Origin of the sequence: Halomonas saccharevitans (assembly GCF_032333995.1) — a bacterium.
Taxonomy (GTDB): Bacteria; Pseudomonadota; Gammaproteobacteria; order Pseudomonadales; family Halomonadaceae; genus Halomonas; species Halomonas saccharevitans.
In genome coordinates, this window is the sequence record NZ_JAVXUR010000008.1 from 23554 (window position 1) to 38536 (window position 14983).

The 14983-nt window shown below is 67.9% G+C and carries 15 protein-coding genes; 9 read left to right on the forward strand and 6 right to left on the reverse strand.

Annotated features, from left to right (window positions below; all coding sequences use genetic code 11):
• Positions 1-17 precede the first annotated feature (17 nt).
• The 4 genes from RSO68_RS15315 to RSO68_RS15330 form a co-directional block, all read right to left on the reverse strand.
• Entirely contained in the window at positions 18-836 is an 819-nt protein-coding gene (locus RSO68_RS15315) for a FadR/GntR family transcriptional regulator (protein ID WP_315587217.1), read from the reverse strand.
• Positions 837-887: 51 nt separating this feature from the next.
• Positions 888-2414 carry a sodium:solute symporter family protein gene (locus tag RSO68_RS15320; RefSeq protein WP_315587218.1) on the reverse strand — a complete coding sequence of 509 codons (1527 nt, stop codon included), beginning with the start codon at positions 2412-2414 and terminating at the stop codon, positions 888-890.
• A gap of 12 nt (positions 2415-2426) precedes the next feature.
• Positions 2427-2666: a hypothetical protein gene (locus tag RSO68_RS15325; protein ID WP_315587219.1), complete on the reverse strand. Its 240-nt coding sequence runs from the start codon at positions 2664-2666 to the stop codon at positions 2427-2429.
• 273 nt (positions 2667-2939) lie between these two features.
• Positions 2940-3098: a DUF4113 domain-containing protein gene (locus RSO68_RS15330; protein WP_315587220.1), complete on the reverse strand. Its 159-nt coding sequence runs from the start codon at positions 3096-3098 to the stop codon at positions 2940-2942.
• 149 nt (positions 3099-3247) lie between these two features.
• Between RSO68_RS15330 and RSO68_RS15335 the strand changes: the two genes are divergently transcribed.
• Complete coding sequence (locus RSO68_RS15335) at positions 3248-4717, forward strand: sodium/proline symporter (protein WP_315587221.1); 1470 nt, start codon at positions 3248-3250, stop codon at positions 4715-4717.
• Positions 4714-5235, forward strand: a complete 522-nt coding sequence (locus RSO68_RS15340) for a hypothetical protein (protein WP_315587222.1) — start codon at positions 4714-4716, stop codon at positions 5233-5235. The genes RSO68_RS15335 and RSO68_RS15340 overlap by 4 nt, the downstream gene beginning before the upstream one ends.
• Positions 5236-5284: 49 nt before the next feature.
• Here RSO68_RS15340 and RSO68_RS15345 read toward each other — a convergent pair whose 3' ends face one another.
• Positions 5285-5512, reverse strand: a complete 228-nt coding sequence (locus RSO68_RS15345; protein ID WP_315587223.1) for a hypothetical protein — start codon at positions 5510-5512, stop codon at positions 5285-5287.
• A gap of 115 nt (positions 5513-5627) precedes the next feature.
• Here RSO68_RS15345 and RSO68_RS15350 point away from each other — a divergent pair, with 115 nt between their 5' ends.
• Together RSO68_RS15350 and rapA are read left to right on the forward strand one after the other, a co-directional pair.
• A complete protein-coding gene (locus RSO68_RS15350; RefSeq protein ID WP_315587224.1) occupies positions 5628-6428 on the forward strand; it encodes a TlpA family protein disulfide reductase in 801 nt (266 codons plus the stop codon).
• Positions 6429-6570: 142 nt separating this feature from the next.
• Positions 6571-9519, forward strand: coding sequence for an RNA polymerase-associated protein RapA (rapA, locus tag RSO68_RS15355; protein WP_315587225.1), 2949 nt, complete (start codon positions 6571-6573; stop codon positions 9517-9519).
• A gap of 132 nt (positions 9520-9651) precedes the next feature.
• Here the strand turns inward: rapA and RSO68_RS15360 are convergent, their stop codons facing one another.
• Positions 9652-10557 (reverse strand): TIGR01777 family oxidoreductase, encoded by a 906-nt coding sequence (locus tag RSO68_RS15360; protein ID WP_089848184.1) that lies wholly within the window; start codon positions 10555-10557, stop codon positions 9652-9654.
• A gap of 118 nt (positions 10558-10675) precedes the next feature.
• On the opposite strand from RSO68_RS15360, the gene RSO68_RS15365 reads away from it, so the two are divergent.
• The 5 genes from RSO68_RS15365 to RSO68_RS15385 are packed head-to-tail and all read left to right on the forward strand — an operon-like array spanning position 10676 to position 14961.
• Positions 10676-11749, forward strand: a complete 1074-nt coding sequence (locus RSO68_RS15365; RefSeq protein ID WP_315587226.1) for an NAD(P)/FAD-dependent oxidoreductase — start codon at positions 10676-10678, stop codon at positions 11747-11749.
• 26 nt (positions 11750-11775) lie between these two features.
• Complete coding sequence (locus RSO68_RS15370) at positions 11776-12156, forward strand: sirohydrochlorin chelatase (RefSeq protein ID WP_315587227.1); 381 nt, start codon at positions 11776-11778, stop codon at positions 12154-12156.
• Positions 12153-13067, forward strand: a complete 915-nt coding sequence (locus RSO68_RS15375) for a MerR family transcriptional regulator (RefSeq protein ID WP_315587228.1) — start codon at positions 12153-12155, stop codon at positions 13065-13067. The genes RSO68_RS15370 and RSO68_RS15375 overlap by 4 nt, the downstream gene beginning before the upstream one ends.
• Positions 13068-13080: 13 nt before the next feature.
• A complete protein-coding gene (gene phrB, locus RSO68_RS15380) occupies positions 13081-14499 on the forward strand; it encodes a deoxyribodipyrimidine photo-lyase (RefSeq protein WP_315587229.1) in 1419 nt (472 codons plus the stop codon).
• 27 nt (positions 14500-14526) lie between these two features.
• The gene (locus tag RSO68_RS15385; RefSeq protein ID WP_315587230.1) at positions 14527-14961 is read left to right on the forward strand and encodes a nuclear transport factor 2 family protein; all 435 of its coding nucleotides are present in this window, start codon (positions 14527-14529) and stop codon (positions 14959-14961) included.
• Positions 14962-14983: the final 22 nt, after the last annotated feature.

The following is a 14983-nucleotide window of genomic DNA, read 5'->3' on the forward strand; positions in this document are numbered from 1 at the left end:
AAGTTTTCTGCTCAGTCTCAGCGAGACTGACTGACAAGACGCAGCAAAGGTGAGTCTTGGTCAGCGTCAAACAACGTTTCCTGGGAGATCAGCATCTGATCGGCCATTTCGGCTTCTAGGGCCGACATGTGGGCCTCGGCATCGCGCATGTGCTCATCCATGAGGAGGCGAACTCGCTCCCTATCCTCATCGCGAAATGCCTCGACAAGCTCGCGATGATAGCGGTGATTGGCGGCATCGAACTGCTTGCGTTCGGGTATATAGGCCTTCTTGACCACCACCAGATCACGCAGCATGTCGTTGAGAAAACGGCACATGAAGGCCAGGAGTGGGTTGGGGCACGCCCTTGCCAGCAGATTATGGAACTCCAACTCCAGGAAGCGCTGGCGTCGTTGATCCTCGTCGCTGGGATGGGAGCACTCACAGGCACCGATATTGGATGCCAGACTTTCCAGCTCCTCGGCGCTGAGCCTTCCCACCACCGAGACTGCAAGCTCCACCTCCAGCAGACGGCGCAGCTGATACACCTGATGGCCGTCCAGTGAGCGGAAGTGCAGAAAGTTACGCAGCATGCGGCTGGCCGGTTCCATGCTTGGCGTATGCAGGATTGCACCGCCGCCGGGCCCCGTCTTAAGGGTGATCAGCCCCTCTACCTCCAGGATCTTCAGGGACTCGCGAACGGTGCCCTTGGCACAGCCGTAAAGTTCCATCAGAGTCTTTTCATTGGGTAGGCGGTCACCCTCGGTCATTCCCTCGGTCGCGATCCAGCGCTTGATGTCGTCGCTGATCAGCTCGGCCAGCTTTTGTCGTCGACGCGGTGTTGGGGTCTGGGCCATGGATCACTCCTTGTTAATATGGGGCCTGCTGGACAGGCCCCATGTGATGGATCAGCGGGCATTGGCCGCTTCACCGACACGCCTGGACTCCCCCTCCAGGCGCTCCGGGTGATATTCGGCATCGTACTCCTGACGGGCCTGTGCGAAACGCTCGACCACCTCGTGATCCTTGCGCTGGAGTGCCACGCTCAGGCCAACGAAGAGTCCACCATTCAGCAGTAGCCCCCAGATGCCGGCATGCAGTCCCAAGGGGTTACTGACCGTGGGGCCGTAAGTGAGCAGCAGTACGCAGATCACCCCGGACAGCAGGCCCCAGAAGGCTGCCATGGGATGGGCGCGCCGCCAGGTGATGGCACCGATGGTCGGCACGATGAGCTGAGCGGTACCCGCCAGTGCCGCGATCCCGATGGTCACCAGCAGGCCGGGTACGGTCAGCGCCAGGATGTAAGCGGCCAGGGAGAACCCGACCAGCGATAGTCGGCCGATGGTCACGATACGTGCTTGGCTTGCTTTCCGGTTCACGTAGCGCTGGTAGATATCCATGGTCACCACAGTGGAGACTGCGTGAATCTGCGAGTTGGCGGTGGACATGGCAGCAGAGGCGCCGGCGGCCATGATCAGGGAAGCGAGCAGATAGGGCGCATAGTTCATCAGCATGACTGGCAGGATCTGGTCGGGGTTCTCCAGACCCGGCTCGAGCAGCACGCCGGTGTAGCCGGTCAGCACGGAGCCGAAGTAGGCGAAGGCTGCCAGCCCCAGCAGGAAGGGCATCAGGTTGAACAGCCGGCCGCTCTTCACCGAGTACATGCGAAGCCAGATCTGCGGACCCATGAAGGCGCCGATCGCCACGATCACAAACAGCGAGAACCACATGCTGTAGCCCATGTTGCCGTTGGGTCCCGGCATGGTCAGGCTGTCAGGAGAACTCTGTTGCAGCTGAGAGAACAGGGCCGCAGGACCACCCACTTGCTGAGAGATGAAGTAGCCGGCATACATCATGCCGAAGAACAGCAGTGCGCCGTAGATCACATCGGTCCAGGCGATCGCCCGGATACCGCCGATCCACACGTAGACGATAATGATGAAGTAAAACAGCAGGGCCGCCAGCCAGAAGGGAATAACGCCACCGGAGGCAACCTCGATGAGGTAGGCACCGCCTGTCAGCTGGATCTGCAGATAGGGTACCGTAAACACCAGAGTGATCAGCACGACGAGAATTCGCAGTGCCTCGCTGTTGTAGAAGTCGCCCATCAGGTCGGACGGTGTCAGGTAGTTGAAGCGTTTGCCCAGGAACCACACACGCTTGCCAACCCAGTAGTACATGAAACCAAACAGCAGGTTCCATGCGAGGGCCGTCAGGTAGACGGGGCCGCTGGTATAGAACGTTGCGTTCGAGCCCAGAAAGGCGAAAGCGCTCCACCAAGTGGCAGCCACCGTGAAGAATACGGCGACGCTGCCCATCGCCCGGCCTTGAACGAAGAAGTCCTCGCTGGTGCCCTGCGACTTTCTAGAGGACACCACACCCACGATCAGGGGAATGATCATGAACGCTGCAATGATAAAGATGCTACCGGTCATGGTGTGGCCTCCTTAACGGTTGCGCTGGGTGGCGGGCACGCTGCCGCTTCCCCAGTTGGTCAGGTAAGCCACAAGGAACAGACCGGTGAGGAAGGCCCACCAGCCGAGATTCCAGACGAACAGGAACGGTACACCCATGACCATGGGGTCGACCTTGTTGGCGACCATGATCATCGGGCTCTCGAGCATCGCGAAGCCCAGTAGCATGCCGCCGTATATGGCAAGTTTGCGTGGAGGGAGGGTCTTTCTCATCGTTACATCCCCTTGTTTTAGTTAGTGGGGCGATAGTCCCTCCTGGCCGATGCCAAGAGGGGGTGCTCGTGCTGACGCTTCGGCAATTATTGTATTTATACGTATAGTTTTATTTCTAGACGCCACCTTCACAGCCTGTCAAGAACTTCTTTGAACAGAGGGATAGTTCTGGGCGGAATAAACAGAATGCGGGCTGTCGGAGGCTTACAGATGACCCTAAACAAACAATTGATTTTATTGATATAAGCCCCGCACCAATGGGCTGGTAAACATCTACTTCCCTGCCCAAACCTTCAGAAGCTCCTCCCACCGCGCCGTGTACCTCGGCGTCCTTCGCTCAGAGCGGAGCGCCCAGGCGTTGCCCTGTCTCGGCAAACCCAGCCTGAAGGCGTCGCGGCCCAGCTCGCGGTTCAGCTTGTCGACGGTGGCCATCAGGCGCTGGCTGCGCCGACGCTCGGCCTCACTCTGCGACGTCTCGTCCGGGGAGAGTTGACGGTTGGCGTCGGCAGTTTCTCGGCCTGTATTTCCTCACCATGCTGGCGATGGGCGTCATTTCCATGCGACGAGGCGGTTCCAGCAGCATGGAAGGCTACTATCTCAGCGGGCGCAACGTCGGCCCGCTGGTCACCGCCATGACCATGCAGTCCACCTCGATGAGCGGCTACATGTTTCTCGGCGCCGGCTCCCTGGGCTACACCCAGGGCTACTACGGCTTCTGGTATGCCGCCGGCGATATCGGCGGCGGCGTGGTCAACCTCTCGGTGCTCGGGCGCCGGATGCGCAAGCTCTCACAGATCATGGGCGCGCTGACCTCCATCGAGTATCTCGAGAAGCGCTATCCGAACAAGTGGGTGCGATTGATCGCTGCCGGGCTCTCGGTCTTCCTGCTGGGCGCCTACGTGCTGGCCCAGTTCATCGCCGGCGGCAAGGGCCTGGAGCTGGTGACCGGCCTGCCTTACGAGCTGGCACTCACCATCGCCGTGACCGTGATCCTGGCCTACACCCTGATGGGCGGCTATGGCGCGGTCGCCTACACCGACCTGGTCCAGAGCTTCGTGATGATCATCGGTATCGTCTGGATTCTGGTCGCCACCCTGCAGGAGGTCGGCGGCCTGACCGCGGCCAACGAGGCATTGGCCGCGCTGGACCCGACGCTGCTCAGCGTCTGGGGCCGCGATCTCGCCTATGAGGGCCAGTGGGGTATCGTGCTGGGCGCACTGCTGATCTTCTCCATCGGCTACATGGGCTGGCCCCACGTGGTCACGCGCCACATGGCGATGCGCAACCCCTTCCACGCGCGCCGCGCCGGCGTCTACTCCACGCTGTGGAACCTGATCTTCGTCAGCGCGCCGTATATCCTCGGCACCCTGGCGATCCTGGTACTCCCCGAGCTCGACGATCCCGAGCAGGCGATCTTCGCCCTGGCGCAGAATCTGCTGCCCGCCGCGGTGGTCGGCATCGTGATGGCCGCGATCATGGCGGCGATCATGTCCACGGCCGACTCGATCCTGCTGCAGACCGGCAGCATCGCCGCCCGCGACCTCTATGAGCGCTTCATCAACCCGAACATGGAAGAGAAGCAGATGGTGCGGGTCTCCCAGGCCATCGTGCTGCTGCTGGGGATCATCTGCGGCGTGATAGCGCTATTCGAACCGCCGGCGGTGTTCTCCATCGTGGTCTTCACCACCGCGGTACTGGGCAGCGCCTTCCTGCCGGCCTACGTCGCCGCGGTGTGGTGGCGAAAGGCCAATACGCCGGGCGCCCTGGCCTCGATGATCGTCGGTAGCCTGGTGGCCTTCAGCTGGCAGTACCTGGGACTGGACCAGGTCACGGGCCTGCATCCGATGCTGGCCGGCGTGGTGCTCTCCAGCCTGTCGATGGTCGTCGTCAGCCTGCTGACCCAGGCCAGCCACCCGGTGCCCGAGCACGTCCTGCAGGCGATGGCCGAGACCGCCGAGCTTCGCCCCCTGCCGCGACCGCTCAAGGCGCAGCAGAGCTTCGAGATGGCCCACGAGGCGCTGACCCTCAAGGCCCAGGAGCGCACGGCATGAATGAGGCACACCACAATGCCGCCTGGCCGCCGGCCATCCACGAAGAGGCCTGGCTGCGCGCCAGGCTCCCCCGCGACGCCCTGGCGCGGCGGCTCGCGGGGATCGATCCCGCCCTGCGACTGGGCGAGACCCAGGCGATCGGCTTTCCCTACCTGCTGTGCCTGTATCGCTGGGAGGTCCGCCGCTTTAGCCAGCGTCGCACGGAGTGGATGAACTGCCTGGTGGATCGCTGCCAGGGCGTCAGCACCACTTTCGAGGGAGTCGAGTTCGGCGATCCGCTGGCCGTGGCCGACCTGCCCCATGCCGAGCTCGAGACGCCACCTCTAGAGCGCAAGGCGCGCCAGCACGTCATGCAGGTCCGCCGCCATCGCCTGAAGCGGCGCAGCGCGACGGGTCTCGAACTGGCGCGCTGCGAGACCGTTCGCAAGCCCCTGTGGCGCGTCACTGCGCACCACGCCCAGCACGGCGAGCTGGCGCTGCTGGTCGATGGTCTCAACGGCGGCTATTACCTGCTGTAGGGGGGGCGCTCCGCGGCTTGCCCCTTCGACGCCGCCGGCGATCCGGCGGCTACTCCTCGCCGCGGTGCTGGGCCAGCGCCTTGCGCGCCTTGTTGCGCCGATAGAGCCGCACCAGAGCGATGCCCAAGGCAAAGGCAACCATCCCCGCCAGGGTCCAGCCCTGCCAGGGACGTGCGGCATCGCCCATCAGGGTCTCGAGGGTGAGGATCAGGATGAAGCCCAGCGCCTGGCTGGCGATGGCCAGGGCGCGCAGGGTATCGAAGGCCGGTCGTGTCATGGAGGCTCCCGCTGGATGACAGCCCTGCCCGCCGGCAGTAGGCTTGGCGAAACGAATCCGCCCAGTGTAACCGCTGCGGCCCCCGCCGCCGACCTCCCGGAGTCACCGCCACGACATGGATGCCATCGCCCTGGGGCCCGTGCTGATCGCACTGCCGCGCCTCTATGCCCTCCTCGCCGCCCTGCTCCTGCTGGGCGCCAGCGTCGTCCTCCTCGGCCTGCCGCGGCGCCGCCACGCCCGCTGGTTCAACGGCCTGCTGGTGGCCTGGCTGGTCGGCGCCCGCCTGGGCCACGTGCTGATGAACGCCGGCGCCTACGTTGATGCCCCGCTGGACGTGCTCAAGCTCTGGCAGCCCGGCTACCACGGCCTCTGGGGCCTTCTGGCGGCGCTGGCCTGGACGGCCTGGACGCTCAGGGACCGGCTGGGCGCGATGCTGGGCGGCATGGGCCTGGCCCTCGGCGCCTCCGTGATGTGGCTGGCGCTGGTGACCCTGGCGCCGCTGGGCGGCGGCATGGCGATCCGCGAGCTGCCGGACCTCGCCCTGGAGAACCTCGAGGGGGAGCCGGTGAACCTCGCCTCGCTGAGCGGCGAGACGGTGGTGATCAACCTCTGGGCCACCTGGTGCCCGCCCTGCCGGCGCGAGATGCCGCTATTAGCCGAAGCCGATGCGCGGGAGGACGTGAGCGTGGTGATCGTCAATCAGGGCGAGACGCTGCTGCAGGCGGTGCGCTACCTGAACGAACAGGGCCTGGACTTCCGCCATGCGCTGCTCGACCCGCGCCAGCGGCTGATGGTGCTGGCCGAGTCGCCGGGGCTGCCCACCACCCTGCTCTTCGACGCCGACGGCCGCGCCCGTGAGCAGCACGTCGGCGAGCTGACCCGGGCCCAGCTCTCGGCCTGGCTGGACGCGCGCTGAGCGGACCGGGGCGATTGCCTGCTGATCGGCACCTGGACGCTTAAGCCGCGTCGGGCTTTGCTGTAAGATACCGCGCCCTGTCGCCGTCGAGCCGGGTGTGGCCCGCGGCAACGAACCGATCCCAAGCATCCCCCGAGGCACCATGAGCGACTTTTCTCCCGGCCAGCGCTGGATCAGCGACGGCGAAGCCGAACTCGGCCTGGGCACTATCCTCAACGTCGACGCACGCAGCGTCACCGTGCTCTTCGGCGCCAGTCAGGAAACCCGCACCTACAGCAGCCGCAACGCCCCCCTGACCCGCGTGGCCTTCGGCAGCGGCGACCGCATCCAGTCCACCGAGGGCTGGCAGATGACCGTCGACGACAGCAAGGAGGTCGGCGGACTGATCGTCTACATCGGCGAGGACGACGCCGGCGACCTGTGCGAGCTGCCCGAGGCGCGCCTCGCCGACACCATGCAGTTCGACCAGGCCCGCGACCGCCTGCTCACCGGCCAGGTCGATCGCAACGACTGGTTCGACCTGCGCTTTCGCACCCTGCATCACCATCACCGGATCGAGCAGAACCCGGCGCTGGGCCTGGCCGGGCCGCGCATCGACCTGATTCCCCACCAGCTCTACATCGCCGACGAGGTGGCACGCCGCCACGCGCCGCGCGTGCTGCTGGCCGACGAAGTGGGGCTCGGCAAGACCATCGAGGCGGGGCTGATCCTGCATCGTCTGCTGCTCACCGGTCGCGCCGAGCGGGCGCTGATCCTGGTGCCGGCGAGCCTGACCCACCAGTGGCTGGTCGAGCTGCTACGCCGCTTCGCCCTGGAGGTCACCCTGCTCGACGAGCAGCAGAGCCAGGCCCACGGCGACACCAACCCCTTCGAGGCCGGCCAGCTGGTGCTGGCGAGCCAGGACTGGCTGTTCGCCAACCCCCATCGCCAACAGCAGGCCCAGGCCTGCGACTGGGACCTGCTGATCGTCGATGAGGCGCACCACCTCGACTGGAGCCCCGAGCAGAGCGGGCCCGGCTACGCCTGCGTGGAGCAGCTAGCGACCCAGGTGCCCGGCATGCTGCTGCTCACCGCCACCCCGGAGCAGATGGGCCTGGCCAGCCACTTCGCCCGCCTGCGCCTGCTCGACCCCGACCGCTACCAGAGCCTTGAGGCCTTCCGCGAGGAGGAGGCCCACTACGTCGAGGTCGCCGAGGCGATCGATGCCCTCGACCGGCTGCCCGGCGAGACGGCCGACCGCGAGCGGGTCGCCGCGGTGATCCATGAGCCCGATAGCCTGGCGCTGCTCGACACCCTGGCCGACCCGGAGCGCGGCGACGACCAGCGCTCCGCGGCGCGGGATCAGCTACGCGACCAGCTGCTCGACCGCCACGGCACCGGCCGGGTGATGTTTCGCAACGGCCGCCGCCACGTGGGCGGCTTCCCGGAGCGCCGCCTGCACATCGCCGAGCTCGAGGCGCCCTCCGCCTACCGGCGCGTGTTTCGCCGCCTGGACCGTGACGAGGACTACCTGGACGAGCTGCTGATCGAGACCGGCCTGGATCACCCCGAGGTGCTGATCTATCCCGACGCCATGTACCGGGAGATGACCGACGACCCGCTCAACACCGAGCCCTGGTGGCAGTTCGATCCGCGCGTGAGCTGGCTGCTGGAGCGCCTCGCCGACGACGGCGAGGCGGGCTTTGCCGGCGACAAGGTGCTGGTGATCGCCCACGATCGCGAGACTGCCACGGGGCTCGCCGAGGGCCTTAGGGTGCTCGGCGGCTACCAGGCCCCGGTGTTCCACGAGGGGCTATCGCTGATCGAGCGCGACCGCGCCGCGGCGGCCTTCGCCGACGAGGAGGAGGGCTGCCAGGTGCTGGTGTGCTCGGAGATCGGCTCCGAGGGTCGCAACTTCCAGTTCTGCCGTCACCTGGTGATGTTCGACCTGCCGCTGCACCCGGACCAGCTCGAGCAGCGCATCGGCCGCCTCGACCGCATCGGCCAGCGCCACGCCATCGAGATCCACGCGCCGGTGTTCGCCGGCAGCCCCGGCGAGAAGCTGTTGCGCTGGTACGATCAGGGCATGGACGCCTTCAGCGCCCCGCACGGCCTGGGCAGCGAGATCCACACCGCCTTCGGCGACACCCTGGCCGACAGCCTGCTCGACGACGAGGACCTCGACGAGGTGATCGCGGAGACCCGCACCCTGTTCGAGGCCAAGCTCGCCGAGCGCGACGCCGGCCGCAATCGCCTGCTCGAGCTCAACGCCTGTCGCCATGAGCGCGCCGAGGCGGTCACCGCCGCGATCCGCGAGCTCGACGCCGACAAGGCCCTGGCCCGCTACCTGGACCAGGCGCTGGACATCTTCGGCGTCGACAGCCAAGACATCAGCGGCGGCATCCAGCATCTGCAGCCCAGCCCGCAGATGCTCGACGGCCTGCCGGGCCTGGTGAAGGGCGAGGAAGGCTTCTCGGCCACCTTCTCCCGGGAGCGCGCCCTGGCCCGTGACGACGTCCAGCGCCTCTCCTGGGAGCATCCGCTGCTGCGCGAGATGATGGGCCGGATCCTCGGCGGCGCCATGGGCAACACCGCCCTGGCGCTGCTCAAGCACCCCGCCATTCCGGCCGGCCGGCTGATGGTCGAGCTGGTCTTCCGCACCCACTGCCCGGCGCCGAAGCGCCTGCACCTCAATCGCTTCCTGCCGCCCACCGCGGTGCGGGTGCTGCTCGACGAGTCGGGGGCCAACCTGACCGCCAAGATCTCCTTCACCGGGCTCTCCAAGGCGGTAAAGAAGGTCAAGAAGGCGGTCGCCCGCGACCTGATCAAGAGCCGCCACGACCAGCTGCGCGAACTGCTCGACGGTGCCGAGACCGAGGCCCAGCGGGAGCTGCCGAGCATCGTCGAGGCCGCCCAGGGGCGCATGCGCGCCGAGCTGGACGCCGAGCTGAGTCGCCTTGAGGCGCTCTCACGGCTCAACCCCGCAGTGCGTGCCGACGAGCTCGAGGCGCTGCGCCGCGAACGCGCCGAGCTGGATGCCGCCATCGAGGCCACCCGGCTGCGCCTGGACGCGGTGCGGGTGATCGTCACGGTGGGTGACGACGCGCGCTGAATGCCTCGCGCCGGTCCCTACGCACGGGTCCATAGCGACATCCCACGAGACACGGCCCCGCCGGCAATGCCGGCGGGGCCGTATGCGTTCGGGCGTGGCGAACCGCCTCCGGCACCCCGGTGTCGGGAAGTGTCACCCCAGAATATCGGCCAGGGCCTTGTCCAGGGTCGGGAAGCGGAACTCGAAGCCGGCCTCCTGCAGCCGCGCCGGGCGCATGTCGGCGCCGGTCAGCAGCAGCCGTGCCATCTCGCCGAAGGCGACCTCCAGGGCGATGGCCGGCACCGGCATCAGCGCCGGGCGACCCAGCTGCTTGGCCAGGGTGCGGGAGAACTCGGCGTTGGTGACCGGATGGGGGGCACTGCCGTTGAAGGGGCCCTCCAGGTCGTCGCGCTCGAGCAGGAACAGGATCGCGCCGACCAGGTCCTCGCGGTGGATCCACGGCATGAACTGCTTGCCGTCGCCGAAGCGCCCGCCCAGCCCCATCTTGAAGGGCGGCAGCATCTTCGCAAGGCTGCCGCCGCCGACGTCGAGCACCAGGCCGATGCGCAGCAGGGCGAGCCGCACGCCAAAGTCCGTCACGTCGCCGGCGACTTCCTCCCAGCGCTTGCAGAGCCGGTGGGCAAACTCGTCGTGGGGCGGGGTCTGTTCGGTGACCTCACGATCGCCCTGATCGCCGTAGAAGCCCATGGCCGAAGCCGAGACCATCACCTTGGGCATGCGCCCTTGGCTGGCCTTCAGCTGTTCGCAGAGCATCACCAGGTCGCCGGTGACGTTGACCCGCGAATCGATCAGTCGCTCCTTCTGCTCCTCGCTCCAGCGCTTGGCGGCGATCGGCTCGCCGGCCAGGTTGACGATGGCGTCCGGCGGGGTGTCGACGAAATCCAGCACTGAGCGCCGGATATCGCTGCCCTCCGGCAGGCGGTCGCGCACCTCATCGGGGGATCGTGACACCACCAGCAGCTGGTGCCCCGCCTCCTTCAACCGCCGGCATAGACACTGCCCGACGAACCCGCTGCCGCCCGTGATCAGCACTCGCATCCGGAATCCCTCCCAAGCCATCTGTGGCCAGTCGTGACGACAAGCCATCATGAGTTATACAGCCGTTGTACACTTCTGCTAGTCTAGCGATGAACGCCGTTGACTGCACGAGAGGCCCATGCCCCACTCCCCCGCTCCCATCGCCATTATCGGTGCCGGTATCGCCGGCCTCGCCTGTGGACAAGCCCTGCAGGCCCACGGCCTGCCGGTGCGCCTCATCGACAAGGCGCGCGGACCCGGGGGGCGCATGTCCAGCCGCCGCCTCGAGAAAGCCGCAGTAGACCTGGGGGCCCAGTTCTTCAGCGTGCGCGATCCGGCCTTCCGCCGCCAGGTCACGGCGTGGCGCGAGGCGGGCGTGGTCGCTCCCTGGCCCGACTCCCTGTGGGAGGCGAGTGAATCCGGCTGGCATCGACATCATGACGACGTCGAGCGCCTGATCGGCGCGCCCCGCATGAGTGCGGTCACCCGCCACCTGGCCAACGGCCTAGAGGTACAGGCCGGCACCCACATCGAGCGCCTCGAGCGGCAGGACAACGAGCACGGCCAACGGCACTGGTGGCTGGTGGACCAGCACGACGTCCACCACGGCCCGTTCAAGCACGTGGTGCTTGCCCTGCCCTCGCCCCAGGCACAGGCGCTGCTGGAGCCCCACGAGCCGACCCTCGCGGCCGCCTGCGAAGCCGTCATTCAGCGCCCCTGCTGGGCCGCCTGGGCCTGCTTCGAGGCGCCGCTGCCCGCCCTGCCGAATGTCGACGACGACTGGCAGGCGGTGCGCCTGGCCCCCGATCCCAACCGGCCGACGGCCGAGCAGTCGCTGCGCTTCGTCAGCCGCAACGACCACAAGCCCGGGCGTCACGTCCAGGGCGAGAGCCTGAGCCTGCTGGCACGGCTGGAGTGGAGCGAGGCGAACCTGGAGCACGACGCCGAGAGCGTCGCCCGGCGCCTGCTCGAGGCCTTTCGCGCGCGCCTGCCGGCGGGCGTGTCGCTGCCCGAACCGATCTCGCTGGGCGCCCATCGCTGGCGCTACGCCCAGCCTGACGTCTTCGCCGGCGGCGAGGCGGTCAATCTCGATCACCGCCGCTCGCCTACCGGGCTCTCGCTGTGCGGCGACGCCTGGCGCGGGCCGCGGGTCGAGGACGCCTGGCTCTCCGGTCACCATCTCGGCGAGGCCCTGGCGGCCGACGCTTCCTGACTCCCTCTTCGCGACTGGAGACTTCCATGTCCTATGCCCTGATCCTGCTCGCCCACGGCTCCAGCGACCCGAACTGGCGAGCCCCCTTCGAACACTTCGCCAAGGCCCTGACCGAGCGGCTGTCGACCCCGCTGCGCCTGGCCTACATGGAGCTCAGCGAGCCGTCGCTCGAGTCCACGGTGGCCGAACTGGCCGAGGCCGGCATCGAGCGGGCCGAGATCCTGCCGCTATTCTTCGCCGCCGGTCGTCACCTGCGCCGCGACGTGCCCGGCCAGGTCGAGGCGCTGACCGCCGCCCAGCCGAGCCTCGAGCTGACGCTGCTGTCACCGGTCGGCGAGCACCCGGCCTTCGTCGAGGCGCTGGCGGCGGTGGTCGCCGAGCAGGCAGGGGAGTCGGCACGCTCATGAACGACGAGGCACGGCGTCCGGCCGACACCCCGCTCTACCCGATCCGCGAAGTCTCCCGGCTGACCGGCGTGAACTCCGTGACCCTGCGCGCCTGGGAGCGTCGCTACGGGCTGATTCAACCCCAGCGGACCCCCAAGGGCCATCGCCTCTATGCCCGCGAGGACATCGAGCGCGTCGAGCGCATCCTGCAGTGGCTCAACCGCGGCGTGCCGGTCAGCCAGGTCCGCGAGCTGCTCGACCAGCCGGAGACGGCCGAGACCCCGGCGCCGGCGGCCGGCGACTGGCCGGGGCAGCGTCGCCAGCTGATCGGCGCCCTCCAGGCGCTCGACCTCGACCGCCTCGAGGCGCTGTTCAATCAATCGCTGGCGCTCTACCCGGTCCCGACCTGCCTGGCCGAGCTGTGGCAGCCGGTGGTGCGCCAGCTCGAGGAGGGCTGGGGCGAGCAGCTGGGTGACACCCTGCAACGCCGCACCCTGGAGGCCTTCCTGCGCACCCGCGTCGGCACCCGGCTGCTGCACGCCAACCGGCTCTCCGAGGGCCCCACGCTGATCGTCGCCCCGCTGCCGGACGACCCCTCGCCGCTCTGGGTGCTGCTCGCGGCGCTGGCCGCCAGCGACCGCGGCTATCGCATCCGGCTCTTCGATGCCCCGCTGCCCTTCGGCGAGGTGCCGCTGGCGGTGGAGCGCTTTCAGGCCGCCGGCCTGCTGCTGGCCAGCGGCAAGGCCGAGAAGGCCGAGCTGATCCGTCGCCAGCTGCCGCGCCTGGCCGAGCAGCTCGAGGTGCCGCTGATGGCCTGCGGTCCCATGGCGCGCATCCGCGAGGCCGACCTGGAAGAGACCCGGGTAGAGCTGCTCGGCGACGACCTCGACGAGGCCATGCAGCGCCTCCAGGCCCGACTCCCCGCCCGCTGACCCGGAGCCGTCCATGTCCACTCCCGCCATCGTCTGGTTTCGCAGCGACCTGCGCACCCACGACAATACCGCCCTGGCCGCGGCCGCCCGCCAGGGCCCCGTGATCGCCGTCTTCCTGCGCTGCCTACCCCACTGGCAGCGCCACGGCCACGGCGCCAACAAGCTCGACTTCTGGGGCCGCGGCGTGGCTGCCCTGGGCGAGAGCCTAGCGGGCCTCGGCATCCCGCTGCTGCACCGCGATATCGACGATTTCAACGAGGCCCCGGCAGCGCTGCTCGAGATCGCCAGGGAGACGGGCGCCGGCGCCCTGCACTTCAACCACGAGTACCCGCTGGACGAGCAGCGCCGCGACCGCGACGTGATCACCGCCTTCCAGGAGGCGGGCCTCACGGTCACCGGCCATCATGACGCCGTGGCCTTCGCCCCCGGCGAGCTGCTCACCGGCAAGGGCGACTACTACGGGGTCTTCACCCCCTTCGCCAAGGCCTGGCATCGCCAGCTGAGCGCGGAGCGCATCGCCCTGCACGACGTCCCCGCGCCCCAGGCGGCGCTTGATATCGCCGCCGATCCGCTGCCCGCGCTTCCCGAGCTCGATGACACCCCGATCGACGGCCGGCTATGGCCCGCCGGCGAGGGCCCCGCCGCCGATCGCCTGGAGCGCTTCCTGCGCTTCCGGGGCCGCCACTACCAGCGCCAGCGCGACTTCCCGGCGATCCGCGGCACCAGCGAGCTGTCGCCCTACCTGGCGCTGGGCATGATCTCCCATCGCCAGTGCCTGCAGGCGGTGCTCGCCGAGAACGACGGCGCCCTGGCCGAGGGCGATGCCGGCCTCACGGCCTGGGTCAACGAGCTGGTGTGGCGGGAGTTCTACCGCCACGTGGCCGTCGGCTTCCCGCGAGTCTGCCGCCATCGCGCCTTTCAGCAGCATACCGAGGCGCTCGCCTGGCGCGACGACGAGGCCGGCTTCGCCGCCTGGTGCGAGGGGCGCACCGGCTACCCGATCGTCGATGCCGCGATGCGCCAGCTGGTGGCCACCGGCTGGATGCACAACCGGCTGCGCATGGTCACCGCCATGTTCCTCACCAAGCACCTGCTGATCGACTGGCGCCGAGGCGAGGCCTTCTTCCTGCGCCATCTGGTGGACGGCGAGTTCTGCGCCAACAACGGCGGCTGGCAGTGGGCGGCCTCCACCGGCACGGACGCCGCGCCCTACTTCCGCATCTTCAACCCCACCACGCAGTCCACGCGCTTCGATCCCGACGCCACCTTCCTGGCGGAATGGCTGCCGGCGCTGGCCGAGCTGCCCAAGAAGGCTCGACACGCGCCCTCGGGCGATCTGCTCGGCGGGGCCGACTACCCTTCGCCCATCGTCGATCACCGGGCCGCCCGGGCGAGGGCGCTGGAGGCCTTCAAGGCCCTGAAGACGGACTGATCACCCACTCACCGCGGGAGATCCTGGATGCACCCGACGGCGGATCTGGAGGCCTTCTGCGCCTTCTTTAATAAGCTAGACAAGACCTGTACAAATCAACTCGGCGAGGTATACACTGCAGACGTGAGCTTCACCGACCCGCTGCACCATATAGAGGGTAGAGAGGCGCTCGAGGGGTACTTCCAGAACCTGTACGACAACGTGACATCGTGTCGTTTCACCTTTCACGAGCGGTCGCAGCAGGAAGAGACGGCCTTCGTCACCTGGACCATGCGACTGGAGCACCCCAGGCTCGACGGGGGACGGTGCATCGAGGTCGAGGGCTGCTCGCATCTGCGCTTCGCCCTGGACGGCCGGGTGACCAGGCATCGCGACTACTTCGATGCGGGCGCCATGCTCTACGAGCGCCTGCCTCTGCTGGGCGGCGTGATACGCCGGGTGAAGCGACAACTGGGCCAGTGACGGTCCACCGACGACGGGGAAA

Coding starts and splice junctions, on each gene's coding strand:
- RSO68_RS15360 (WP_089848184.1), bottom strand. CDS start 10,557: ATGCGAGTGCTGATCACGGGCGGCAGCGGGTTCGTCGGGCAGTGTCTA.
- RSO68_RS15345 (WP_315587223.1), bottom strand. CDS start 5,512: ATGACACGACCGGCCTTCGATACCCTGCGCGCCCTGGCCATCGCCAGC.
- rapA (WP_315587225.1), top strand. CDS start 6,571: ATGAGCGACTTTTCTCCCGGCCAGCGCTGGATCAGCGACGGCGAAGCC.
- RSO68_RS15385 (WP_315587230.1), top strand. CDS start 14,527: ATGCACCCGACGGCGGATCTGGAGGCCTTCTGCGCCTTCTTTAATAAG.
- RSO68_RS15370 (WP_315587227.1), top strand. CDS start 11,776: ATGTCCTATGCCCTGATCCTGCTCGCCCACGGCTCCAGCGACCCGAAC.
- RSO68_RS15375 (WP_315587228.1), top strand. CDS start 12,153: ATGAACGACGAGGCACGGCGTCCGGCCGACACCCCGCTCTACCCGATC.
- RSO68_RS15320 (WP_315587218.1), bottom strand. CDS start 2,414: ATGACCGGTAGCATCTTTATCATTGCAGCGTTCATGATCATTCCCCTG.
- RSO68_RS15325 (WP_315587219.1), bottom strand. CDS start 2,666: ATGAGAAAGACCCTCCCTCCACGCAAACTTGCCATATACGGCGGCATG.
- RSO68_RS15350 (WP_315587224.1), top strand. CDS start 5,628: ATGGATGCCATCGCCCTGGGGCCCGTGCTGATCGCACTGCCGCGCCTC.
- phrB (WP_315587229.1), top strand. CDS start 13,081: ATGTCCACTCCCGCCATCGTCTGGTTTCGCAGCGACCTGCGCACCCAC.
- RSO68_RS15330 (WP_315587220.1), bottom strand. CDS start 3,098: ATGGCCACCGTCGACAAGCTGAACCGCGAGCTGGGCCGCGACGCCTTC.
- RSO68_RS15365 (WP_315587226.1), top strand. CDS start 10,676: ATGCCCCACTCCCCCGCTCCCATCGCCATTATCGGTGCCGGTATCGCC.
- RSO68_RS15340 (WP_315587222.1), top strand. CDS start 4,714: ATGAATGAGGCACACCACAATGCCGCCTGGCCGCCGGCCATCCACGAA.
- RSO68_RS15315 (WP_315587217.1), bottom strand. CDS start 836: ATGGCCCAGACCCCAACACCGCGTCGACGACAAAAGCTGGCCGAGCTG.
- RSO68_RS15335 (WP_315587221.1), top strand. CDS start 3,248: ATGGAAGGCTACTATCTCAGCGGGCGCAACGTCGGCCCGCTGGTCACC.